Genomic DNA, 24643 nt, shown 5'->3' with positions numbered 1-24643 from the left:
GGATAGATGGCCAAACTACCCTTGAGGGCTGTAGGCCCGGTGTCATCAAGTCTGCCTATGACGAGCATCCCTGAATGACGTCGGGCCTACAGCCCTCAAGATCTAAAACGAGCGCCTACCTTGGGCGTTGCCCAAGGCTGCAATGATGCCGGACCTTCGGCCCTCAATGCTTTCACAAAAGGGAGATGCTCGACCTCTCCACTTTTCCCTGATGGCATTGGTCCCGCATGCGGGACGGAACTCCAACGCCGCCTCGAACGCCTTCGCATAGGTTGGGTGCGACTTGCCCCTGATGATGTGAAATCTTGAGCAGCGGGATGGGTGTCAATATTTCCTGCAGTATCCGCGCCGTGGTTGGGGTTCCGTCCCACATGCGGGACGGGTCAGGCGACGAAGCCCCTGAATGGCTCCGGGCTTTCAGCCCTCAGAAGCTGTTTGTACCAAGAACCTGGGGGCTGCCACAGGCTGGTATGCTTCCGGGCCGATGGTCCTCAGATTCAGCCCTCTGTGGAACTCTGTGTCCTCTGTGGTTGGTAGAGAAGGAGTCGAATGGGTGGGTAGGGAGTGAGGAAATACAGCGGACTGAAGTCGGTACTCCAACCCGGCCTGCGGATGTGGCTCTGTAGGTTGTCACCTAAACCCTAATTCCGTAAATTCTGTTAATTCTGTCCAAAAATGTATTCCTCTGTGCTCTCTGCGCCTCTGTGGTTAAACCTGCCTCTCTCTTCGTCCCTCAACTCCGCCTACTCATGCCGCAGGGCTTCCACGGGGTTCATCTTCGCGGCGCGCATGGCGGGGTAGATGCCGAAGGCGATGCCGGTGATGACGGAGATGGAAAACGCGAGGGTGGGGGCCCACGCCTTGATGACGGTGGTGACGCCGGCGAAGTGGCTGATGGCGATGGGAATGCCGAGGCCGAGGATGACGCCGATGACGCCGCCGGCGCCGGCGAGGAGGACGGTCTCGATGAGGAACTGGAGGACGATGTCTGTCTGCCGGGCGCCGAGGGCGCGGCGGATGCCGATCTCGCGGGTGCGCTCGGTGACGCTGGCGAGCATGATGTTCATGATGCCGATGCCGCCGACGAGGAGGGAGATGGCGGCGATGCTGCCGAGCACGATGCTGAAGATGCGCTTGGTGCGCTCGGCCTGGCGGAGGAGCTCGATGGGGACGGTGACGCGGTAGTCCTCGTTGGGGTGGTTCCGGGCGAGGAGGTGGCGGATGGCGTCGGCACGGGTGACGACGGCGTTCACGTCATTCACGCGGACGATGGCGTCGTGGAACTCGACCTTCTCGGCCTCGAAGCTGCCGCTGCGGAAGCGGAAGAAGGTGTCGCCGTACTGGTCCATCAGTGTGTAGAAGGGGATGATGAGCTGGGCGAGGCTGTTGCTGTTGGAGGATTTGTTGTTGCTGCCGGAGTTCTCCCCGGTGGAGCGCTGGCTTTCATCCTCGATGATGCCGAGCACGCGGTAGTAGAAGCCGCGGACGCGGATGGACTTGCCGACGGGGGAGGCGAGAGGAAACAACCGGGCGGCGGTGGTCTGGTTGATGACGCAGACTGGGAGGCGCTCTTTCTGCTCCAGCTCTGAGAAGAAGCGGCCGGCGAGCATGCGGCGGTTGCGCATCTGCGGGTAGATGGGAAGGGCGCCGACGATGCTGGCATCGACATTGAGCGACTCGTTCCAGAGGTACTCGCTGATGATGCGGCTGGGGACGACGACGGAGACGCCGGGGATGGTCTGGCGGATCTGGTCGATATCCCGGGTGGTGAGGCCGTACTCGATGACCATGCTGCGGGTCTGCTGGGCGGGGCCCTGGTTGTCGGAGGGTTTGACGCTCTCCAGGATGATGTTTTGAGAGCCGAGCTTGCGGATCTGCTCCTGGGCCTCGTGGCTGGCGCCTTCCCCAATGGCGAGCATGGCGACCACGGAGGCGACGCCGAAGACGACGCCGAGGGCGGTGAGCATGGAGCGCAGCTTGTGGAGCCAGATGCTCTTTGACCCCAGCACGATGGACCGCCACATGTGCTGGGGGGACATGGCGAGCCTGAGGATGGGATGGGCGGCGAGGGAGAACATCTGTGCGGGCCGGGAAGGGGCGTCTGGAGCTTGGGCGTGGCCTTAAACTTGGTCTTAGGAAAGTACGGGCTGGTGCACGAGGGTGGCGGCGGCCCCCTCTGCGGTGTGGTCTGGCGCGCTGGAGTCTGTGGCGTGGGGGCGGACGGAGGTGCCGGTGATGCCGGTGTAGCGATCAGCGGCGGCGCCGCGCTCGTCGCGGTCCACCTCGCCATCCTTCAGGCGGATGACGCGGGTGCAGCGGCCGACCATGCGCTCGTCATGGGTGACGAAGACCATGGTCTTGCCGGCCTTGTTGAGGTCGTCAAAGATGCCGAGGATCTCCTGGCCGGACTTGGAGTCGAGGTTGCCGGTGGCTTCATCCGCGAGGATGACGAGAGGGTCATTGGCCAGGGAGCGGGCGATGGCGACGCGCTGCTGCTGGCCGCCGCTGAGCTCAGTGGGGCGGTGATGCAGACGATGGCTGAGGCCGACCTGGGAGGCGAGGCGGATGGCGATCTCCCGGCTCTCCTGCTCGGGCACGCCCTTGTAGTAGAGGGGGACCTCGATGTTCTCCAGCACGGTGAGCTGCTGGATGAGGTTGTAGCTCTGGAAGATGAAGCCGAGGTTCCGGCAGCGGGCCTTGGAGAGGTCGTCATCATTGAGCCGGGCGACGTCCTCCCCGCCGAGGAAATAATGGCCGCTGGAGGGCTGGTCGAGGCAGCCGAGGACGTTGAGGAGGGTGGACTTCCCGCAGCCGGAGGGGCCCATGATGCAGACGTACTCCCCGGGGTAGATGGTGAGGCTGACGCCCTGGAGCACCTGCGAGACCGTATCCCCCATCTGGTAGGATTTGCGGATGTCGCGGAGTTCGATGATGGGCTGCGTCATGATGCGGAGGGGGAGGCCGCCTCCCGGAGCCTGGGTGGGGGAGGCGGGTGGTGGGCGGCGGCCGGGCGGGGCCGGGTCGCGGCGGGAGATGGGAGTTATTTCAAAGCCAGCCCTTTTTTCTCTGGGGCGGGGGTCTTTTCCTTGGGCTTCTTGGTGGCCGGGGAGGAGGGGAGGGTGCCGGGGTTGCTCTCCAGGACCTGGCGCTTGGGGATGGCGAGGGCGACCTGCTCGCCGAGGTTGAGCCCGCCTTTGATCTCGATGAACTGGTCATTGAAGGAGCCGGTCTCCACCTCGCGACGCTGCAGGGTGCCGCCGGTGTTCACGTAGGTGAAGAAGTGGTCGTTCTCCACCTCGATGCTCTGCACGGGGACGTAGAGGATGTCGTCGAGCTGGTTCACGATGATCTCCACCTTGGCGTTCATGCCGGGCTTGAGCCAGTCATGGGTGCCGTCGATGTGGACGACGGCGGGATAGACCTTGAGGTTCGGGGTGTAACGGGAGCTGCCGGAGTCCGGGAGGACGGCGAGCTCGGCCACGACGCCCTCCAGGGTGCGGCCCTGCTCGGCATCCACGGTGACCCGGCAGTGCTGGCCGATGCGGACCTTCTTGAGCTGGGACTCGTGGATGTTCACCGCCACGCCCATGCGGGACATGTTGGGGATGGTGAGGAGGGTCTGGCGGAAGCGGACGGCGGCGCCCTCCTCAATGACGTCGTTGCTGCGGATGCCGTTGTTTCCTGAATGCGAGCCGTAGGCGACGAGGCCGGGGACGGGGGCCTTGATGACGCAGGCCTTGAGCTGGCGGTCGAGCTCCTCCTTGCGGGAGAGCTCCACTTCATAGCGGCGCTTGGCGGTGCGGTACTTCGTCTCCACCTGGGCCATGCGGGAGCGGTTGGCGCGCAGGGTGCGCTGGAGTTTCTTGAGCGCCTCCTGGTAGGCGGAGAGGGCGACCTCGGCCTGCTTGGGGAATTCGTACTTCTTGAAGAGGTCGAGCTGGGTCTCGGCGGTCTGCACGGCGAGCTTGGTCTTCTCGAAGTTCACCTGGTCGTTCTCCAGGGTGGTCTTGGTGATGAACTCCTTGGCGGCGAGTCGCTCGCTGGCCTCGACGTTCTGCTTGGCCAGGGCGAGCTCGCTCTTGTGGAGGAGGAGCTCGTTGCTGAGCTGGCGGAGCTTCTGCTCGGCCTCGCCGTCGCCCATCTCGGTCTGGTTGAGGAAGGAGAGGAAGTCGAGGGGCTTCACGGCCTCGTCATCTGAGGAGGCGGGGGCCGGAGGGGCGGGCGTGGTGGCATCGGCGACCTCCTGGGAGGCCTTGAGCGGGTCCACCTTGCCTTCCTTTTCGGCAAGGGGGTCTTCGCTGGCTTTGTCGGCCTTTTCGGCATCCAGTTCGAGGTTGAGGGTGCGGGGTTTTTCCGCATTGAGCTTGCCGATGTAGAACTCGAGCGCCTCAAGGTCGTGGGGGAGCTTGCGGGCCTTGAGCACGGTCTGGGCGTTGCCCTTGCCCATGTAGCGCTCGAAGTCCATGAGGGCGAAACGCATGGCCTGCTCCGCATCGCGGGCGAGGCTCTGGTTGTCGCTGGTCTGGATGGCGCGCTGCTCATCCGCCTCAATGAAGGTGGAGACGGTGGTCTGGAACTCGATCTCGTGGTTGGTGATCTTGTCCCGGAGGTCGGCGCTGTCGAGCTCGATGAGGACCTTGCCGTCCTTCACGTCCTTCTCGTTGATGCGGTAGCCTTCGGGGATGAGGCTGAGGATCTTGGTGGGGAGCTCGATCTCGGACTTGACCTCGATGTTCTGGAGGGCGCGGATCTCCCCGCCCTGGAGGACGTTGATCTGGATGGTGCCTTTTTGCACCGGGATGAGCGGGATGTCTGCGCCGGTGGTGCCGCCACGGCCGACGATGAACCACACACAGAGGGCGACGGCCAGGGTGGCCATGCCTATGATACCGGTTTTGCTGCGAATCAGTTTAATCATCACCAGCCACCTCCGCTTCGTTTTTTAGTACGCGAATCCATGAACCGTCTTTCTTGATGTAGAGAACTCCCATGTCTTTCCACAGGCGGAGCCGGGCGAGAGTGTGGGCGATGAGGGCGGAGGTGAGGTCGTCTTTGGCCTCGATGAGGTCTTGCTGGGCGTCGATGAGGTCACGGGCGGTGCCGCGGCCGAGGGTGCGGAGGAGCTCCTCCTCCTCAAGCCGGCGCTGGCTGAGGGCGACGCCGGTGGCGGCGATCTCGTATTGCTTCCGGGCGGTATCGAGGTCGCGCCAGTCGGTGCGCAGGGCGAGGCGGACGTTTTCCTCCGCGAGGTCGAGCTGGCGGGCGGCGCGCTGCTGGGCCACGAGGGCGGAGCGGTAGGCGTTGCGGTCGGCTTTCTTGTCCAGGCGGAGGTCGAGATCGAGCCCGCCGCTGAGCTGGTGGCGGTCGAAGTTGAGGTTGATCTTGCGGCTGCCGGGGTCGCCGTCCACCTGGTAGCGGCCGTTGAAGTCGAGCTGGGGCAGGAGGTCCTGGCCGGCGACCTTGATCTTGCGCTCGCTGTCCTCCAGGGAGTTCCGGGAGTTGTAGAGGTCCAGCCGGGTGATGAGGGCGGTCTCGAGGCTGTCGTCCAGGGAGAGCTCGGGCTCCTCCACGGTGAGCTTGGTGAGCTCCTGGTCCTCCAGGATGATGGGGGTGCTCACGGGGATGGCGAGGGCGATCTTGAGGTCGTCCAGCAGGCTCTCATACGTGCGGACGGAGGAGATCCAGATGCGCTTGTACCGGAGGGAGGCCTGCTCAATGAGGCCGAGCTGGGAGGAGGTGCGGCGGTCTTCCTTGGCGAGGGCGCGCTCGCTGGTGAGGATGGTCTCGAAGGCCTTGTACGCGAGGTAGGCGTTCCGCGCGGCATCGCGGGCCTCCAGGGTGCGGTAGTAGCGGGAGGAGATATCGACGGCGAAGGTCTTCCGGTACTGGGTGAAGTCGCGGATGGCGTAGAGGAGGTCGCGCTCGGCCTGGGTGAGGGTCTCCATGGTGGCGCGGTAGCCGGCGCCGCGCAGGAGGGGCTGGCTGAGGGTGACGGCCAGGGAGGAATCCCCGGCGCTGGTCATGTTCCCCGAGAGGAACTTCAGGAAATCCGTGGTGAAATCGGCCGCGATGCGGGCGCCGGTGCGGGTGAGGATGCTGACGCCGAGGTTCCCCTGGGCGGTGAGGGTGTTGTCGGTGACGAGCGTGGTGATCTGCTTCTCAATGAACTGGGGGACGGCCGGGGCGGTGGTGGTGGCGGTCGTCGTGGTGCCGGTGCCAGTGCCGGTGGTGCCAGATGAGGCGGCGGCTGCGGCAGCTTTGGCCGCGGCGGCCTGGGCCTTGGCGTAGGCGGGATTTGGCACCTTGACGGTCTGGGTGACGGGCTTCTGGGTGCGGGTGACGTCGGCGCTGCCTACGGCGGTGAAGAGGGGGGTGAACTCGTTCCGCACCAGCGTGAGGTCAAGCGCTTGTAGATACAAGAGCTCCTTCCGGGCCTGGTAGTCGCGGTTGTGTTTCACCGCCAGGCTGAGGGCCTCATGCAGGGGGATGATCCGGCCGTTCTTCTCCACCTGGGCGCGGTCTCCCAGAAACTCGGCGGTGCCGGTGTTCTTCCGCAGCTCCTCCAGGGAGACGGGCGGAGGCGGGGAGATGTCCAGCAGGCCGGTGCCGGCATTGGGCACGCCTGCGGACTTGTGCCTGAGGATGCCAAACACCTCCCGGTCGGCGGATTTCCGCATCTGGCCCGGGGTACAGCACGTCAGGGCCAGGGCGGCCAGGCAGACGCTGGAGGTAGGGATGGAAAGTCGCGAAAGGGGAGCCATGTCACAGAAGCAAACAAGCCGCGCTAGATGGCGGCTTGCCGGGATTTTTGGGGATCAAAACTAACGCCGTCCCGGTCCGTCCTCTTTCAGGGGCGAGGGTTTTCGGCAAAGATGCTTTGCCAGTCTCCGGCGGAATGCCTAAGCTGGGGAACCCATGGCCGAGCCTGTAGATAAAGAGGAGAAGATCAGCAATTCTCCCCAGACAAGAAAGACCCTGATCGAGAAGCTCGACAACTGGTCTGACTGGTCGAGCTGGGATGAATTCTACCGGACGTACTCGGGCTTTGTCTTCCACGTGGCGCGCAAGTCTGGCCTGAGCGATGACGAGGCGAGTGATGTGGTGCAGGAGACCTTTATCGGCGTGGCGAAGAACCTGCAGAAGAAGAAGTTCGACACGAGCCAGGGGTCCTTTAAGAGCTTCCTGCTGAACCAGGCGCGCTGGCGCATCCTGGACCAGTTCCGCCGGCGGAAGAAGCAGCAGGACCGGGAGGCGAACATCCACTTTGACGAGGATGAGGAGCGCCGCACGTCGCCGATCGACCGCTGCGCAGACCCGCAGGGGGTGACGCTGGAGAAGCTGTGGGACAAGGAATGGAAGAGCCAGATCATGGAGATCGCCCTGCGCCGCGTGCGCACCATGGTGTCGCCCCGGCAGTTCCAAATCTTCTCCTGCTACGTGATCAACGGCTGGACGCCAGAGCGCGTGAAGGAAGAGCTGGGGGTAAATGCCGCCCAGGTCTATCTGGCGAAGCACCGCGTGGGCCGTCTGTTGAAGAAGGAAGCCGCGCGGCTGTCGGCCGAGGGACAGAGGTGAGGGGGGGAGTTGAGGGGGGGAGTTGAGGGGGCCGCAAGCGGCCTGCTGAGACGCTGCGCTGGTTGAGACGCCGCCCCGGGGCGGCGGCTGGTTGAGACGGCTTCGCCTGGTTGAGGCGCTGCCGCTGGTTGAGACGCTGCCGCTGGTTGAGACGCTGCCGCTGGTTGAGACGCTGCCGCTGGTTGAGACGCTGCCGCTGGTTGAGGCCGGGCGGAACTGTAGCGCAGATTGGTAATCTGCTGTGCCGCCGAGTGGCACTCGGCATGGGAGGCGTGTTTCCCGCTGGTGAGCCTCTTGGGATCTCCCACCGAAAGCGCCAACTCCCGCCCCGCAGGCTGAAGCCTGTACTCCGTACAACCTCGCCCCCAACACCTTGACGCACTGCCCACTGCCCACTGACGCACTGACGCACTGACGCACTGGACAGCCGCTCCCATCTACCCCCGACCCCACCTAAGCATTTGGTTTGGAGTGGGTTAGGTTCGGAATCCCGGGGTCAAATGGCCATAAACAAATATCTAGGCAGCTCACATCAATTTTGGTCTAATTGCTTTGGAAATTCCCTCTAATAAATAACCAAGGGAGTCTCCTGCAGTACATAACGGATAACATACATAACGAATAAAAATGAAAACACAGATGAGAAAAGGCCTGAAAAAAGGCTTCACCCTGATCGAGTTGCTGGTCGTGATCACCATCATCGCCATTCTGGCGAGCCTGGCGGTGCCGACCTTCGGCCGAATCCAGGAACGTGGTAACATCACGAAGGGGATCAGCAACGCCCGCCAGATCATCACGGCGCTGCGCATCTACTCCTCCGATCACAGCGGCAACTACCCTGATATTGCAGTCAGTTCGGGAAGCGGTGGGACGGGTGGGACTGGTGGCACGGGAGATACTAGCACGGCCAACGGCGTGTTTCGCGTGTTGTTCGAGGAGCAGATCCTCGATAACGAGATGATCTTTGGCTGCCCGGTGAGCCGCTATGGCAACCCGGACGGTAAAGTGGGTACCAACGGCGATCAGGCCGTGCAGACAAATGAAAACCACTGGGCTTTCACCACGGGCGCTTCAGACTCCGCTTCCGGCAGCCTTCCGCTGGTGTATGAAAACCCGGTGAGCGCTGCTTGGGACCCTAGCTGGAATCCCCAGCTGGCTGGCACCAACGCTCCTGGCCGTTCCTGGTCCGGTGGCAAGGTGATCATCGGCCAGAACGATTCCAGCGTGGCCCTCCAGCAGCTGGAAGACAAGAACGCTGCCTCCAAGCTCAAGGGCGGCGCTGACAATCTGTTCGCTCGTTTTGCTGGTGCCGACGGCGCTGAAGGTGCCTATAACACCGTGGGTCCGGAATAAGCCAGGCTTCTGCTGATCTTCGACCCTTCCTCTGGCCGCAGACCTTCGGGTCTGCGGCTTTTTTTTGATGTTGCTAGGGCGGAGGTTACGATCTAAGGAGGGGGCCGCCCACCCCCTGTGTGAAATCCCTCACCAGTCGAGTTCAAGCCGCATGTTTCGCTTCCCTACGTTCAGCACTTTGAAGACCCTCCCACGGACCAAAGTGTCGGGGACCCGGGGATGGTTCGCGGGCCTGTGCGCCATGTTTTTTCTCGTGACGGGCAACGCCGCCCAGGCGTTCGACACGGTGATCATTGATCCCGGGCACGGCGGGCATGACCGCGGAGCCTCCATCGGATACGTTTTTGAAAAGCACCTGGCGCTGGATACGGCACGCCGGGTAGAGCAACTCCTGCGCAAGCAGGGCTACAAGGTGGTCATGACCCGGAGCACGGATGTCTTCATTCCCTTGGGGGGGCGTTCTGCGATCGGGAACCGGGATGGCAACGCCATCTTCGTCAGCATCCATTACAACTACAACAAGTCTGGCTCGGGCCACGGCCTGGAGACCTTCTACTGCCACGACCGCAGCTACATGCTGGCCGGGTACATCCAGGCTTATCTCATCCAGGAGACCCGCCTGCAGAATCGCGGGGTCAAGCATGCGAACTTCCACGTCATCCGGGCCACCACGAAGAATCCCGCTGTGCTTGTGGAGTGCGGCTTCGTGAGCAACTCGGCCGAACGCGCCGGGATGATGACCGGTCTGTACCGCGAGCGCATCGCCGTGGGCGTGGTAAAGGGCATCATGGCGTTTAAACAAGCGAAGTAGCGCTGGGTTTTAGGAAATGGGAGCGCGGTCGGAGCGTGGTTTGATGGGATGCGTCAGGGGCTTTGGAGTCCAGTGCGTCAGTACGTCAGTGGGCAGTGCGTCAAGGTGTTGGGGCTGAAGTTGTACGGAGTACGGGCTTCAGCCTGAGGGGGCTGGGAGTGGGATGCCCAGGCACCTGACGGAGCAGCGCCTTGGGACATGACACCCTGACCGCGTAAACGCGGAACTCCAACCCCGCGGGCGACAGGGAAGGTTGCCTTGCTTGCGACGCCGCTCCCATTAGGCCGCCATGGTGCTCCCCGACTGGCTCAGCCAATCCTGCACCCCCGCTCCGCAGCAGGGTTGGAGTACCGCTTTTAAGCGGAATCACTCCTCGCAAGTCCCATGACGGCTCAGTGCGTCAAGGTGTTACTCCAACCCTGAGCGGCGTGCAGCGGGTTGGCACTCTCTGCCCGCAATCTCCTTCCCCTGAACTCAGGTCTTGCGTCTTGCGTCTTGCGTCTTGCGTCTTGCGTCTTCAAGTCTTGTGTCTCCCGCGTAGCGGGGTATGCCGAAGGCATCACAGAAGGTAGCCGGAGGTTGAGGGAGCGGAGCGACTGACACCTCCGGTGGACAGGAAAGTCGGACCGACCCCGAAGGGGTCGCAGAAGGAGCCCTTTTGGTATATAACTGATCGGTGCAGTGCTTCAGCCTAAACCAGCGAAGCGTCTCAACCAGCAACGCGTCTCAACGTGCCGCTTGCGGCACATCTCAACTCCCCTTTCCCCATGATTCTCACTTGTCAGCAGATGCAGGAGGCTGAGTCCGCCGCCTTTGCCCGGGGTGTGCAGGCTTCAGACCTCATGGATGAGGCGGGCCTCGGCATCGCGGAGGTGATCCAGCAGTTCCACCCTAACGGCGGCATGGCGGTGCTGTTCCTGGGGAAGGGGAACAACGCGGGCGACGCCTTGGTGGCGGCCAAGCATCTCTTGCAAGCGGGCTGGCAGGTGATGGCGTGGTGCGCGTACCCTGTGGAGGACTTCAAGCCGCTCCCGGCCCAGCATTGGGCGGAGCTGGAGGAGGTGGTGCCGGTGTGTCAGTCGGTGGAGGCGATCGCCCGGCTGCAAGGGCGCGTGGTGCTGATCGATGGCCTGGTGGGCATCGGGGCCGCACGCGGGCCTCTGCGCGAGCCGCTGGCCGGTGCGGTGCGCGCCATGAACGAGCTGCGCCAGCGCCGCCACGCCTTCACCGTGGCGCTGGATCTGCCCTCCGGGCTCAATCCGGAGACGGGCGTGCCGGAGGAGCCAACGGTGCAGGCAGATCTGACGGTGACCATCGCTCACGTGAAGACACCTTTGCTGGCCGATGCCGCCGTTGGGCATGTGGGAAGACTGGCCGTGGTGCCGCTGCGTGAGTTGGAAGATGCCAAGGGCGATCTCAGCCAAGAGGTGCTCACGGCAGCCACGTTGCTGCCGCGCTTGCCACGGCGGTCGTTTGACTTCCACAAAGGGCAGGCGGGTCGCGTGGGCTTGATCGCGGGTTCGCGTGGCTATCTCGGCGCAGCCATCCTCGCGGCGGAAGGGGCCCTGCGCGGCGGGGCGGGACTGGTGACGCTCTATGTAAAGGAGGACGTGTATCCCCTGATCGCGGTCAAAGCCCCGGCAGAAGTGATGGTCAAGTGCGTGGTGGACTACCACGAGGTGCTGGAGCAGAGGCACGACTGCCTGGGCATTGGCCCGGGCCTGGGGCATGCCAATGAGGCCGAGGTGCTGGACGTCATCCGTCTGGCCCCGTGTCCCGTGGTGCTGGATGCGGATGCGCTCAACATGCTGGCGCGCACCGGACTGGCCGTGCTGCATGAACGTCGCGCGCCCAGTCTGTTGACTCCTCATCCCGGCGAGATGGCCCGCCTCGTCGAAGCCCTTCCCGGCTGGTCACCGCAGAGCCGCGCCCAGACCGCCCGGGAGTTTGTGGAAAAGTTTCCTGCAACCACCCTCCTGCTCAAAGGCTCTCGCACCGTCATCGCCACCCAAGGTCATCCCACCGCCTACAACGCCACCGGCACACCCGGCATGGCCAGCGGCGGCATGGGCGATGTCCTCACCGGTCTCAGCGCCGCGTTGATCGGGCAGGGGATAACGGTGTATGACGCCGCTTGTCTGGGGTCTTGGCTGTCAGGCCGCGCGGCCGAGGTGGCGATTGCGACGGGTGCGGCGTCAGAGGAGACCCTGGTGGCCAGCGATGTGTTGCTGCATCTGGCGAGTGCGTTTGGGGAGGTGAGAACAGCGTGAAAGGAGGTTAACCCAGGGCTCCTGAGAAGTTGCCTTTGTAGTGGAAGTGGAATCCGGATCTCATGTGAGAAAGAGCATGAAGACTGCCCAGATCGACAGGGACAACATGAGGAAGAGGTAGAAGCCGCGCCTGTGTGAGGGTGTGGCCTCAGACACGGTTTGAAAGGTCTCGCTCCAGGTCCTTGGAATGCACCCCATCGATGGATGCTTGCGAATGAGGCTCAGCCGCATGAGCAACCAAAACACCCCGGCGGCAAAGTTGCTGCAGCCGAACAAGATAAACAAAAGCAACTGCATCGTCGTCAACAGTACAATGATTGAACTCTGCCTGAGCCTACTCCCTTAACTTGGACCAAATCGAGGAAATGAGGGGAATCAGCATGCTGCTGCAAACAGCGCCCCAAGAACACCAATACAAAATACGAATCCACTTCGGTCCCCTATAGAAGGCTGCCTTTACCGCCCTTGATGAGGTTCCGGTGAATTTGGATGCGTAAACATGTACGTCGGGGGTGATGAAGGAGGGGCGGAGTGCTCAGGTCAATCGTCTTCAACTGAGACATTGAAGTCCAGGGCCACCCTCGCTTCTGCTAGAAGGGCAATTTCCTCTGTAGTCAGAACAAGTCCCATGTGGAAACCACTGTAGGCGGCGATGATAGTGAGGTAGATTGCCGTGTCGGGTGTTGTCGCCAACTGGGAAAGTACACCTTTGTTTAAACCAACAAAGTGAAGGAATCTCTCTTGAAGTAACTGAAGCGCCTCTTCCCTCTCCTCCCCAAAGTGCAAAATCCAAAGTGACTTTTCATGGACAGAATTGTTGCCTGGTTTTGGGTCGCCAATTGCTTTGGAGAAGGTGGCCGCCTGCGCCAATTCTTTGGTGATTTGAGCGGGCGTGAGCGTGGCACTTACGATTGTGAGTTTGGCTTGAAAAACACTCATTTTCTTGAGAATTTCCAGCAACGCCCCCTGCTTTGGCAAGGGGCGCCTGAAGTTGAAATGTGTTTGCACTGGCTGTCCAGTTTGTTAGGCGTGCTCTGTAACGCTGTCAACTTGCACATGGCTGCCCCAGACCGTGGGTGAAGGTGGAATGGAAAGTATCAGTTTGGATACACCCTTTCTCCCGGCCCGATTCCACCTTTCGGTTTTACATAGAGATTGCCATCTCTGCCTTTGTAAATATCAAAATGACCATTGGGCACACCGCCAACTGAATCCTTAAGTTCATGGGGGCCTTTGAATCCGTGTCTCTTTGCTTCTCTCTTTGCTTCTTTATCATCCAGCAGCCTGTCTTCAGCGGGGTTTCGCTCAGCGGGAGGGCACGGTTCTTCCTCCTTCTGCTCGGACTCCGAGGGATAAAATCGCGGAGATGGAAATGACGGGGCATGTTTCTGTAATTCTCGGAGCAAGGGTATCAGAATTAGGACACCAATACCTATAATTATAACCCCCTCGGCAGCCACTACAGGTGCCGCCACTAACAAACCCGAATCGTCAACGTATCGGGCTGGGCTATTGCTGACGTATTGATACAGGTTGATGCCGCCGGTCTCTCCAATTGGATCTTCGCTTAACCATCTTGCGTATTTGGGGTCATATGCGCGATAAGGAGCTATCAGAAGGCCGCTGGAGCTATGTGTTAAGTGACCAGTGTAACCGCGCTCCGCCTCTCCAGGACCGCTGAAGGACAGAGTGCGTTCCCCATAGGCACTGAAATCCGCCCCACCTACAACCCCGTCACTCACCCTGTACCACCTTCTCACGCTTCCCAGGTGGTCACTCAAGTATACTAAAGCGTCCGCTCCCGCCTTCTCGCCGGAGGTGAAGTAGGTGACTAGGACTGTGGCACTTGTTGAATCGCGCTTCTGAGCTAGTTCGAGACCATTCCAAATGTAATTCCACTGACTCAGCACTGCCCAACTGGCACCGTTGTGTAGCTTTTCTACCTGACGAACCCGACGCCCAAAGCCATCATAACTGAATTCCGTACGCTTGACTCCGGCGGCAGGCGATGAGGCGCTTTGCATGGCTAAAAGCTGATTCTCGGCATCCCACTCAAATTTTTGGGTCACCGTTCCTCCTCCATCAAGCTGCTCTATCATATTCCCGTTAGCATCGTAAGCACACTGTTGATCTGGCCCAGCCGACACGGTAACAGTATAATTGTTTGTCTTGACGTTATTGTTTGCATCTGTGGCCTCAACGGAAATTGAATTGCTTCCTGCGCTTAGATTGACCTCCTTCCTAAATCTCCATGGTCCTGACGGTCCCAGTTTTGCAACCGCTGACGGACTTCCGTTAACTTTGATTGTTCCAGGCTCGTTTGTGGTGCCCTCAACTGTCGCCGAGCCTGGTCCGCCCACATTCGTGATTTGATTGCGACCAGCAATTGACCTCGTCTGGATGGTTCCTACCGCGCTAGGGGGAAGGGAAACTACAGAGGTAATGTTGCCTGAAGGATCGTAGTGCCAAGCCTCTTTCTTTTGAGGCACACCATCGAGATTTTCCTCTAGTTCGTTGAGTTGGTCGGCTTGATCATGTCTCAGTGTCCAGGAGGAAACGTTGGCAGCCGCATTCGTGCGATTCCAAGTCGCCAAATTGCCCATAAGGTCATATGTATAGTCGTGCTTTTGCACCGTGTTGGATCCCTGTCGATGATGAATAGTTTGCAGGCCGAGCGCGTTGGCTCCAGCGTTAGCGGCATACAGGCTGTAGATCGTGTTGAATCCGCCTGGTAGATCCGCTTGATCGGGCAGGGTGGTCAGGTTACCGTTAGTGTAGGTGTTCGCGAAGGTGCCCAGACTGTTTGTCAGTTGGGCAACCCGGCCCAGGCTATCAAGCCACGCCTCCTCGGAACGAGTTACAGTCACGCCATCGTCCGCCAGAATTTCCGTCTTGCTGCGACGGCCCTTCCATTCATAGCTGTAGCGCGACGTATCGTCTGCCCATGGACCATTTATGGTCGCCAGTTGGCCGCTGCCATTCAATGACCCAGCAAGTGGCACATAAGCATAGTTGGTTGGTCCAAACTGGTCGGTCATGGAAGTGCCGCGGCCCAGATAATCCTTGGCCCCGAACATCACATCGAACATTGAAGGACTGGTGTAGTCTTTTTTCTGAATGCTGCCGTCCAGATGATAGCGCAGATTGAAAGTGGTTGCTGCGTTCAGTACATCCATCGGATAGGCTGTTGTAGAGGGGCGACCACTCAATGGCTCGTAGGTATAAAGGTACTTATTCCCGTCTGATAGTAGCTTCTCAGTCACCCGGCCCTGACCATCGCGCTTCCATGTTGTGATCTTGCCCATGGCGTCGACAAGCTTGCTCAGATTGCCGCATTTGCACCACTCGTACTGCGTCAGTCGCAACAATGGATCTAATTCCATGAGCAATTGTCGATGCTGGTCGTACCGCATGCGCGTCCATCGTCCGGCGCGATCTTTGCTGGCCCATACGCTCAAGGTCTGTTTCGCCCCATCTGTGTAGACGACTTGCTCGGTGGTGGAGTCAGGGTGGGTGACAAATGTGACGCGATCAAGATTGTCATAGTCGTAAGTCAGAGCGTAGCCTTGCGAGTTGGTGAGTGTGCGGGCTCTTTTTGCTGCGTCGTACGTCCAATTCTGTAGCGTGACAAACGCCAGCGGATTGGAAGGGGAAGTGTGCTCCACCCGGATCAAATAGCCATAGGCATCAGCGCTTCCATCCAGGTTGGCGTCATAGATGTACTTTGTTGTCTCGGAATTGGCACCCTTTGAAACAGTGACCTGAGTGATCTGTCCTTTGTCATTGTAGGCGCACTGGCTCTGAAGTCCGGACGAGTCGGTCAGGATCTCAGGAAGATGAACGGACTGTCCGCTTACCAACTTGTACTGGGAGATTGTCAATAGAGTCTCCCAAGTGGCACCATTCTTCACCTTCACATACTGAAGGTCTTGTTTGTTGGGGTAGTATTCGTACTTCAGCTCACGGCCCATGGGATCAACAGTTCCGGTGACTAAGCCCAGGTCATTGTAGCTGGCTTGGTTCATGCTCCACAATGTCGTACCGGTGGTGCTCTCCACCGCGCGGACCGTTTTAGATGGAGCGCTCACGTCGCCCACGGCGTGCGAGGAGGTCTGGTTGGGATAGTTGAACCAGATGCGTCCCTCCAGCGGTTGCTTGATGCTGCCGATCACGCCGGTGATGGTGTCACTGGTGCTGGTCAGCCAGTTGTAGATGAGGCACTTGCTGTAGTCTCCCGGCCAGTTCTTCATCTGCTGGCGGTTCCAGTGGAAGGTGTTGCGGTAAAAGAGGTTGTCGTTCTTGGGCAGGAAGGGGACGTTGGTCCCGTTGACATTGACACTACTGGGGGCCTGCGGGCTGGCCACGTAGTTGTCTGGCAGGGCGAGGTCATTGCGCTCCACTCGTTCGCGATCCCCGGCAGCGTCCTTGGATTCAATCCAACGGCCGGTCTCGCTGTTGATGCCGGGCATCTCCCCGTGGCTGAACTCCGTGGGACCGTAGGGGGTGGTGACACGGTTGATGAAGTCCCCGGTGCCATAGCTGAACTGGGAGGTGATGCCGATGGGATCGATGATCCTTTCGAGCTGGCCGGTGGCGGTGTACTTGAACTTGGCGAAGCGGGAGAACGGATCGGTGACCTTGCGGATCTTCGTGGTGTCACCGCTGACGTTGTCGCCCACATCCGGCGTGTAGCTGATCGTGGTGGCCTGGCCGAGTGCATCAAGAAGAGTGGTCAGGCGCAGGGAGCCGTCATACTGGAGGGTGAGGGTGTTGCCGACCTTGTCGATGATCTGAGTGAGGAGGTACTTGGTGGGGGTGACGGCATCGGCCTGTTTGAAGAGCTTTTTGGAGCCGTCGGAGAAGGTGAGCTGGTAGCCCGGTCCACCGAGGCCGGCGGTGAGGTAGGAGAGCTGGGGGCGCTCCTTGTACTTCTGGGCGTAGGAGGAGGTGGAGGTGTTGTAGGTGTACTGGAAATAACTGCCGTCACCCTGGACCCACTTGACCTGGGTGTTGGGGGTGCCGGTGCCGGAGAGGGTCACACCCTCCTGGTAGGAGTGGGTCCAGCGAGGGCCGAGGTTGCCGGTGACCTGAAGGTCGCCGATGACGGTGCTGCGCTGGTCATAGGTGACCGTGAAGTTGACGGCGGGGCCATAGGGGGGCGTGTGGACCACGGGGGTGTCGGTGACGAACAGGCCCGGGTTCATGGCATTGAAGCTGTAGGTGGCCATGGGGACGGGGGCCTGCGGGGGGCAGGTCTTGCACTTGGGCATGGGCCCCTCGGGGTCGGTGGCGTGGACGCAGTGGCGGCCGAAGACGGTCTTGGCCTCGTCATCGGCCACATCCACATACCCGGCGGGCAGGGCGGTGGCGGCGGGCACCAGGAAATAGCCGCTCATCTGCTGCTCCAGGGCCTGGGGCGGCACCCAGCTGTCATAGAAGAGGTGCTCATCGGTGAGACGGTACTTGCCCTCGAGCGTCTCGGTGAGGGCGGAGTAGTGGTTGAACTTGAAGTGGATGACGGAGGGGGCGATGATGGTGCGACCGCTGGTGCGCTTGATGACCTTGAGCGTGCCGCCCACCTCATGGCTGTGGGCTTTGAGCTCGAAGGCGGAGAGGCCGTCTTTGATGAAGATGGCCTTCTCGTTGTCATCATGCACATCCGGGAAGATGGGGCGCTCACCCAGGGGGACGCAGATGGCATTGGCGGCGGTGAAGCCGCAGAAGACGTTGCGCTCAGCTTTGTGATCAAGGAACCACAGCACTTCACGGGCGCGGATGAGGGCATCGGCGGCATAACCGCCGAGGGGTAGGGCCTTGGCCTCTTCAATCAAGGGGCGCAGCTCGTCCTTCTGGCCCATGAGGGAGCGGCGTTGCAGGAGGCGGCCGAGGGCCATCTCGGCGAGGCGGCGGTCGTCGATGTCGGTGAACTGCTTGCCTTGGTCCCAGGCCTGCTGGAGGGTGGCGAGGCCGTCGATGAAGAAGCCGTGACGCCATTCGATCTCTGCGGCTTCGAGAAGGAGGGAGGTGGCATAGCCGCTGTCAGGATGGGCGGCGAGGAAAGCCTTGATGCGGCCTGCGGCCTGGAAATCCTGGAAGCTTTTGCCCGCGACATGGCTCTGGAGGAGGCTGGAGAAGAGCTTGCGTTCGAGTTCGCCGGCCTGCTTGCGCTGGGTGGAGCGCAGGGGGGTGGAGAAGACCTTGGCCTGGGCGATGTCTGTTTGGGATAGAACCTTGCCTTGGGGGAGATCGAGAACGGGGGCGGAGGCCGGGGCGGCTTTGTTGAGGGTGATGTCCCTGGCGCTGAGGACGGGGGCTGGTGGCACCCAGTCTTCCTTGAAGGTGTCCGGGAGGTCTGTGTATCGTTTGACCTCAGGTGGTGGAGGCGAATCGGAGCCACCGCAACAGTTTTGCACCACGTCTTGCGGGAGTAGCATCATGGGCTGAAGCGTCAGAAGGATGGCTGACGTGGTGCGAAAGAAAATGGACTTGGGGGTAAGCATGGAGGTCGCGAGATAGAGAGAGAATTGCAAAATGAAAGGGGGCTTCTGGCGAAGCCCGGAGTGACTAGTGACTCAAGGGACGAGCACTGCGCCTGGCGGCTTGATCAGCGTGATGACCGGTGAGGTTACGTCCCCTGGCACCGTGGGCAGCGTGCTGGATGAAGGATCGAGCGGGAAGGCATCCAGGTTGTCAGCCACGCCGTCGCCGTCGCTATCGGCGGAGAGGGGGCTGGTGCCTTTGGCCAGTTCATCCAGGTTGGAGACGCCGTCGCCATCGGAGTCGAGGCTGGCAGGATTGATGCCTGAGCTCCACGACAAGCCGTCGAGCAGTCCATCCCCGTTGCTGTCGGTCACGTTGTTTTGCGTGCCCAGCAGGGCTTCCTGCGCATTGGTGAGACCATCTCCGTCATCGTCGGCTGTCTCACTGGGGGAGTCATAGAGTACCCCGGCCAGGGCGATGGCCTCAGCGAGATCTGACAGGCCGTCGCCATCGGTGTCAGCCACCTTCGGGTTCAGACCACACAGGTACTCGTCGAGGTTCTTGAGGCCATCGGGAGCTGGCAGATCCACATCGCCCGTGGCGGTTTGCGCCAGGTTGGTGAAGTAGAAGATTTCCCACCAGTCGGCCATGCCATCGGTATCGGTATCCACGAACTCATCAGCACCCAGGTCTGGGATGGACGTTCGAGTTTCCCCCTGGATGTCAGTGGATGAGGTGGACAGTGCGGTGACGCCGGGTTGGTTGATCGCGGGGCTGTTGGAGCGAAGCCAGCCTTCAGGAGTCAACTTCGGATCCAGGTTGATGCCGCCTTGTTCACCACCCCTGACGATGGTATTGGTGAGGGTGAGGGTCGCTGTGGAGCCCTTGTAGATCTGCTTGCTGGTGACGTCATAGGGAGGATTCCAGATGATCGAGTTTCTGATTCTGGAAATGGATCCGGAATTCAGATAGAGTCCCAGGCCTGACGCGGTGAGGGAGTCGGCCATCGTCTCAGTGTTGTCCACAATGGTGCAGTGATCGACCACCATCTCTGCGTTGTTGAGGTAGATGCCGGCCCCATACTGGGTCTTGTTGCCTCTGATGAAGCAGTTGGCGATACGGACGAGCGTCCGGTAGTTCGGGGTGGGAATGGACACCCGGATGCCGCTGCCCGTCATGGGGTAGAGGTGGCTGATGACCAGGCCGTCGATGGCGGAACCATGCAGGTTCATGGCAATCACATCATTGGCCGCCGTGGACTGGACGACGGGGAGAGTGAGCCCCTGGTCACCCAAGAGAAGGATTTTCTTGGTTGTCAGTGTCAGAGCTCCCTCGGTATAGGTGCCTGGTTTAATGGCGATGATCTTCCAATCACCAGCGGCGGCCTTGGCGGCCGTGAGGGCAGCACCGATGGTGGTGTAGATCCCCGCACCGCCGGCAGGATTCACGGTGTAGTCCACTGTGGGCTTGCTGGCGACGCTGTTGGCATCCGTACCGCGCGAATACTCATACAGGTTAGGGATGCGGTCTCCGTCGCGATCCTCCATGGAATCCTGATAGTCGAGCGGGTTAAGCACCTTGGAGATTTCATACCCATCTAACATGGTGTCGTCATCCGTGTCGGTGTCCCAGGGGTCGGTGCCGGCGGTGAACTCGGCGCCGTCATTGGCACCGTCAGCATCGGAGTCTGCGACGGCGGGATTGCTGCCGAAGGCATACTCTTGCGCTGCGGTAAGTCCGTCTGCGTCCGTGTTGGTGGTGCCGTTGGAGGCGAGGTTGCCGAAGAAGCGGGTTTCCCAGGCATCTGGCAGGCCGTCCGCATCAGAGTCGCGGTGCTCGTCCGCACCGAGGTCGGGCGGATTGGTTCTCGTTTCACCGTGAATGTCTGTCAGGGAAACTGGCAGGGTGACGCCGCCGACGGGGTTGATGGCCGGGCTGGTGGGTCTGAGGTTGCCAAAGCGATCCACTTGGGGATCCAGATTGGTCCCGCCCTGCTCACCGCCGAGGACGATGCTATTGGTCACCGTGCACTGACCACCGGATATGATGTTGATCTGGGGAACGGAGGGGCTGGATGTGGGATTCCAGACAATGGAATTGCGCAGGCGCAGGTAGCTGTCATCGGAGACGTAGAAGCCGCGGCCGGTGCCGCCTTCGCCGGTGGTTTCATCGCCCCGGTTGTTCACCACGGTGCAGTGATCCACCAGCACCTCACCACCTGCCAGAATGACGCCGCCGCTGGCGCACGGGTTGTCCCGGACGACGCAGTTGACGAGCCTCACTTGGGAGTGATAGCCCGGGGCATCGACATGGATGCCGCTCCAACCATTGAAGTAGAGGACATTGTGGGTGAAGACGAGGCCGTCAATGACCACGCCGCTGATCTTGGCGGTGATGCAGGAGGAGGCGAGGGCTGAGGAAATCACGGGCGGAGATGCGCCCTGCTCACCCATGAGCATGATGCGCTTGCCGCTCAGGTCCAGCATGGCCTCTGTGTAGGTGCCGGGTTTCACCAGGATGATGCGGCAGTCATTCACGCCCGACTTGGCTGCCGTGATGGCGGCGGTGATGGTGGTGTGGGTGCCTCCTCCGGCGGGGTTCACGGTATAGTCCGCAGCGGGCTTGCTGGCGGCGCTGTTGGCGTCCGTGGCGCGGATGAACTCATAGAGGTTGGGGATGCGGTCTCCGTCCTTGTCTTCCAGGGCGTCCTGATAGTTAAGGGGGTTCAGCGCCTTGGAGACTTCGTAGCCGTCGGTGATGCCGTCGTCATCGGAGTCTGTGTCCCACGGGTCAGTGCCCGCGATGAGCTCGCCGCCGTCGTTGAGGCCATCACCATCGGTGTCCGCCACGGCAGGATTGCTCCCAAAGGTGTACTCCTGGGCGGCGGTGAGGCCGTCCGCGTCGGTGTTGGTGGTGCCGTTGGAGGCGAGGTTGCCGAAGAAGCGCATCTCCCAGGAGTCGGGCAGACCGTCGGCGTCTGAATCGATGTATTCATCAGCCCCCCAGTCGGCCGGGGTGCTGCGGGTTTCTCCATGAATGTCTTTTGCGGGATCCAGGATGCCACCCCCGGCGGGGTTGATCGCGGGGCTTCCAGAGCGGAGGCAGCCGTAGCGATCGAGGAGCGGATCCGAACTGGCGCTGGAGAACTCCCCTCCCAGGATGATGGAGTTGCTGGTGGTGACGGTGGCTCCGCTGCTGGCCGTTCCGATTTGCGATGCACCAGGAATGCTGCTCAGGTTCCATACGATGGAGTTTCTGAGACTTAGGCGGCTGTCAACTCCCACGTAAATACCCAGACCAACTGGGTACACTGGTGCGGTGAACCTCGGACCATTTCCAAAAACGGTGCAGTGGTCCATCGTCAAGTCGCCTCTGCTCACATAGACGCCGCCGCCGTGGTTGGAGTAGTTGCCTGTGAGGATGCAGTTTGCCATTTTCACCCTGGTGCCAGCAGGAGGAGCCACAGAAACGCCTGGAGCCGCGTTTAAAAAAGTCTGATTGCGTAGAAGCACCCCATTCACGACAATCCCACTCGCATTCAGACGAAAACCGGGATCAGCGCTTTGGCTGACGATTTCAGGAATGGAGGGGCCTTGCTCTCCCAGAATCAGAAGCCGTTTCCCGTCGAGGGTCACTCCGCCGGAGTAGGAGTAGATCGCCTTTTTCAGTAGGATGATCTTGCAGTCACCCGCTGCGGATTTCGCGGCAGCTACTGCTGCAGCGATGGTGGTATGAGTGCCTCCGCCAGCGGGATTGACGGTGTAGTCCATGGCGGGAATGCTGGCGGCCAAAATGGGATCAGTTCCTCTGACGTACTCGTAGTAGTTCGGGATCCTATCTCCATCCTTGTCGTCGAGATCATCTCTCGGATCGAGGGGGTTCAAGCCTTTGGTCAACTCGTAGCCGTCCGGCATGAGATCGTCATCGGAATCTGAGTCCAGCGGATTTGTCCCAGCGGTGACTTCGGCTCCGTCGTTTGCGCCATCTGCATCGGTATCCGCCACGGTGGGGTTGGTGCTGTTGGCGTACTCTTGAAGGTTTGTCAGACCGTCGCTATCGCTGTTTCCTCCTGCAGGGGCTGTCAAATTGCCGAAGTACTTTAACTCCCACCAGTCGGGAAGGTCGTCCAAATCGGTGTCGATGAACTGGTCGGCGCCGATATCGGAAGTGCCAACTCTGGACTCCCGATGGATGTCGCGGAAGGTGCCGGCGATGGGAAGGCCCGCGCTACGTGAAGGTGAGGATGGGGTGAGCCACCCGCGTTGATCCAACAGCGGGTCAACCAGCAGAGAACCAGGGATGCTCCCGTCATAGATGAGGTTTCCGGCACCATAGACGTAGTCGCCACCCTTTGCTTCTTGAGGTGCTGCGCCGTTGGGATTCCAAAGGATTGAGTTGTTTACCACGACGACGGCCTCCGTTTGTTGACCGATGGCATTGCCGCTCACACTTGCGGTGTTGTTCAAGAACGTACAGTTTTCCACAATTGCCCGCCCTGCGGCCATGAACAATCCAGCGGCGTTTCCGATGGCTTTATGATCTTCTATGATGCAGTTTACAACTCTGGGAAGAAACTTGTCGTTTACAGATATGTTAACGCCACGAACCTTGTAATCGGGTGAGCTGGCGATTCTGAACCCGTCCACTACGCTTCCCCCTTCAATCTTCACAGCTTCACTTCCGATGATGGGGCGGATCTCGGGCGCAATGCCATTTCCGGTCGCTGCAAGCAGCAGGATTCTCTTGGTCGATGGAAGCTCAATCGTCTCTTTGTAGACTCCAGCGCGCACTTCGATGATGCTGAAAGGCGGGGTGGTAGAGTTGCCAGGTGCAGCGGTTATGGCGGCGGCAAGTGTCTTTTTCTGGGTGGTGGTTTCAGTCGCAAAGGTGGGGTCCACAACGATGTTTGCGGCCGGACGGACTGCCCCGTTGGTAATCGATGTTCCAAGGGCTTGTTCCCACAGGTTCGGGACGCCATCGCCATCCAGGTCGCCTGACCCATCGGCGAGATTGTAGGGGTCCAGTCCCGCAGTGAGTTCCGCAGCGTCGCCAATTCCGTCTCCGTCGCTGTCACCGGGATTTGTAAGAGCCCATCTGTTTGTGTACCCAGAGTAGTATCCTGATACGTTTGTAGCCCTGATTCGATAGTAGACATTTGAACTGGCGGGCACCGAGCCGTCTGTCCAAGAAGTAGCGTTGGCAAGTGTGGTAACCTGCGGTGTCCAACTTCCCGACTCCCCTGTTCGACGCTCCACGACGTAACCGGATTCTGATGGACTCATGTCTTCCCACTGTAACACCGCCGATGTACCCGACGTCAACTTTACCAGAAAACTTTGCGGTTTAAAGAGTTGCAGTGTCACTCCTGCTGTGGGCAGTACGGCGATGCGCAGGTGGTGCGTGCCGACCACGGACATGAGAATGTTGGGGTCACTCCACGTGAGGGTCTCGTAGGTGCCATTGTCCACGGTGGCCTCCACCTGAGGTGGGATCGTGGTCCAGGTGACGGCGTCTGGCGAGGTTTGGAGGACCACGGCGTAGTCCGTCATCCCCTTGAGCCGCCGGAAGGTGATGGCCGGATGGTCAGAGACGGTGGAGTAGGTGATGGTGCTGCTGGCTGCGTCCGAGACATTGGGGTCTGTGGCAAAGACATATTCGTACAAGTTGCCTACAGCATCCGCATCGGGATCTGCTTCCTGGTGGATCACGGCGTAGTTGCCTGCCTGCCCTGGGAAGCTGGAGGATTGCCACGACGCGTAGTCAGCAAAGGCGACCGTTCCGCCAAGGGCAAAACAGGTGGCACATGCGACGCTAAGGAGTTTTTTGGGGAGGTTTGCCTTAACCCGCTTTTTAGAAAGCATGGTGAAATGCTCCCCGAAGCAGGGGGTGAGGTCAACGAGTTTTTATGTCGCGGTAATGCTACAAAGCCGCGGTATTAGTGGATGCTTATTAGTTGGATGAAGTAATGACAATGCTTTCAATACTGAGGGGTCGCTCACAGAGTGAGAAGCTCGTTGGCACTGACCGTTTGGATAGTCTGAGACGGTTTTTGCGCCGCGAAGCATCGTGATGACTGATGAAAACAAAAACGTTCCCATTTATGCGATGTAGGGGCAGGCTTTCTGTCTGGTGGGTGTGATGGTATTATCTTTGA

General features: G+C 60.5%; 11 protein-coding genes. 4 read left to right on the top strand and 7 right to left on the bottom strand.

Features of this window, described 5'->3' with window-relative positions:
• Positions 1 to 743: 743 nt before the first annotated feature.
• The 4 genes from VSP_RS28430 to VSP_RS28415 all read right to left on the bottom strand — a co-directional run bounded on the left by VSP_RS28430 (position 744) and on the right by VSP_RS28415 (position 6761).
• The gene (locus VSP_RS28430; RefSeq protein WP_009965006.1) at positions 744 to 2078 is read right to left on the bottom strand and encodes an ABC transporter permease; all 1335 of its coding nucleotides are present in this window, start codon (positions 2076 to 2078) and stop codon (positions 744 to 746) included.
• A 54-nt stretch (positions 2079 to 2132) separates the two neighbouring features.
• Positions 2133 to 2945 (bottom strand): ABC transporter ATP-binding protein, encoded by an 813-nt coding sequence (locus tag VSP_RS28425; RefSeq protein WP_009965005.1) that lies wholly within the window; start codon positions 2943 to 2945, stop codon positions 2133 to 2135.
• Between the two features lie 95 nt (positions 2946 to 3040).
• Entirely contained in the window at positions 3041 to 4879 is a 1839-nt protein-coding gene (locus tag VSP_RS28420; protein WP_009965004.1) for an HlyD family efflux transporter periplasmic adaptor subunit, read from the bottom strand.
• A gap of 31 nt (positions 4880 to 4910) precedes the next feature.
• Positions 4911 to 6761, bottom strand: a complete 1851-nt coding sequence (locus VSP_RS28415) for a TolC family protein (RefSeq protein ID WP_009965003.1) — start codon at positions 6759 to 6761, stop codon at positions 4911 to 4913.
• Between the two features lie 154 nt (positions 6762 to 6915).
• Here VSP_RS28415 and VSP_RS28410 point away from each other — a divergent pair, with 154 nt between their 5' ends.
• The 4 genes from VSP_RS28410 to VSP_RS28395 all read left to right on the top strand — a co-directional run bounded on the left by VSP_RS28410 (position 6916) and on the right by VSP_RS28395 (position 12009).
• Positions 6916 to 7575 (top strand): sigma-70 family RNA polymerase sigma factor, encoded by a 660-nt coding sequence (locus tag VSP_RS28410; RefSeq protein ID WP_009965002.1) that lies wholly within the window; start codon positions 6916 to 6918, stop codon positions 7573 to 7575.
• A gap of 639 nt (positions 7576 to 8214) precedes the next feature.
• Positions 8215 to 8928 (top strand): type II secretion system protein, encoded by a 714-nt coding sequence (locus VSP_RS43525; RefSeq protein WP_232289519.1) that lies wholly within the window; start codon positions 8215 to 8217, stop codon positions 8926 to 8928.
• Between the two features lie 241 nt (positions 8929 to 9169).
• The gene (locus VSP_RS37800; protein ID WP_044135063.1) at positions 9170 to 9739 is read left to right on the top strand and encodes an N-acetylmuramoyl-L-alanine amidase family protein; all 570 of its coding nucleotides are present in this window, start codon (positions 9170 to 9172) and stop codon (positions 9737 to 9739) included.
• A gap of 767 nt (positions 9740 to 10506) precedes the next feature.
• Positions 10507 to 12009 (top strand): bifunctional ADP-dependent NAD(P)H-hydrate dehydratase/NAD(P)H-hydrate epimerase, encoded by a 1503-nt coding sequence (locus VSP_RS28395; protein ID WP_009964997.1) that lies wholly within the window; start codon positions 10507 to 10509, stop codon positions 12007 to 12009.
• A gap of 540 nt (positions 12010 to 12549) precedes the next feature.
• On the opposite strand, the gene VSP_RS28385 is transcribed toward VSP_RS28395, so the two are convergent.
• From VSP_RS28385 to VSP_RS28375, 3 genes are all read right to left on the bottom strand, one after another.
• Positions 12550 to 13017: a DUF4279 domain-containing protein gene (locus tag VSP_RS28385; RefSeq protein WP_198141251.1), complete on the bottom strand. Its 468-nt coding sequence runs from the start codon at positions 13015 to 13017 to the stop codon at positions 12550 to 12552.
• A gap of 89 nt (positions 13018 to 13106) precedes the next feature.
• Positions 13107 to 18509, bottom strand: coding sequence for an RHS repeat-associated core domain-containing protein (locus tag VSP_RS43695; RefSeq protein WP_029190830.1), 5403 nt, complete (start codon positions 18507 to 18509; stop codon positions 13107 to 13109).
• A 72-nt stretch (positions 18510 to 18581) separates the two neighbouring features.
• Positions 18582 to 24350 (bottom strand): fibronectin type III domain-containing protein, encoded by a 5769-nt coding sequence (locus VSP_RS28375; RefSeq protein ID WP_009964992.1) that lies wholly within the window; start codon positions 24348 to 24350, stop codon positions 18582 to 18584.
• Positions 24351 to 24643 lie beyond the last annotated feature (293 nt).

Origin of the sequence: Verrucomicrobium spinosum DSM 4136 = JCM 18804, from assembly GCF_000172155.1 — a bacterium.
Lineage (GTDB): Bacteria > Verrucomicrobiota > Verrucomicrobiia > Verrucomicrobiales > Verrucomicrobiaceae > Verrucomicrobium > Verrucomicrobium spinosum.
The sequence above is the reverse complement of the archived record's forward strand: the minus strand, read 5'-3'. Positions and strand labels throughout refer to the sequence as shown.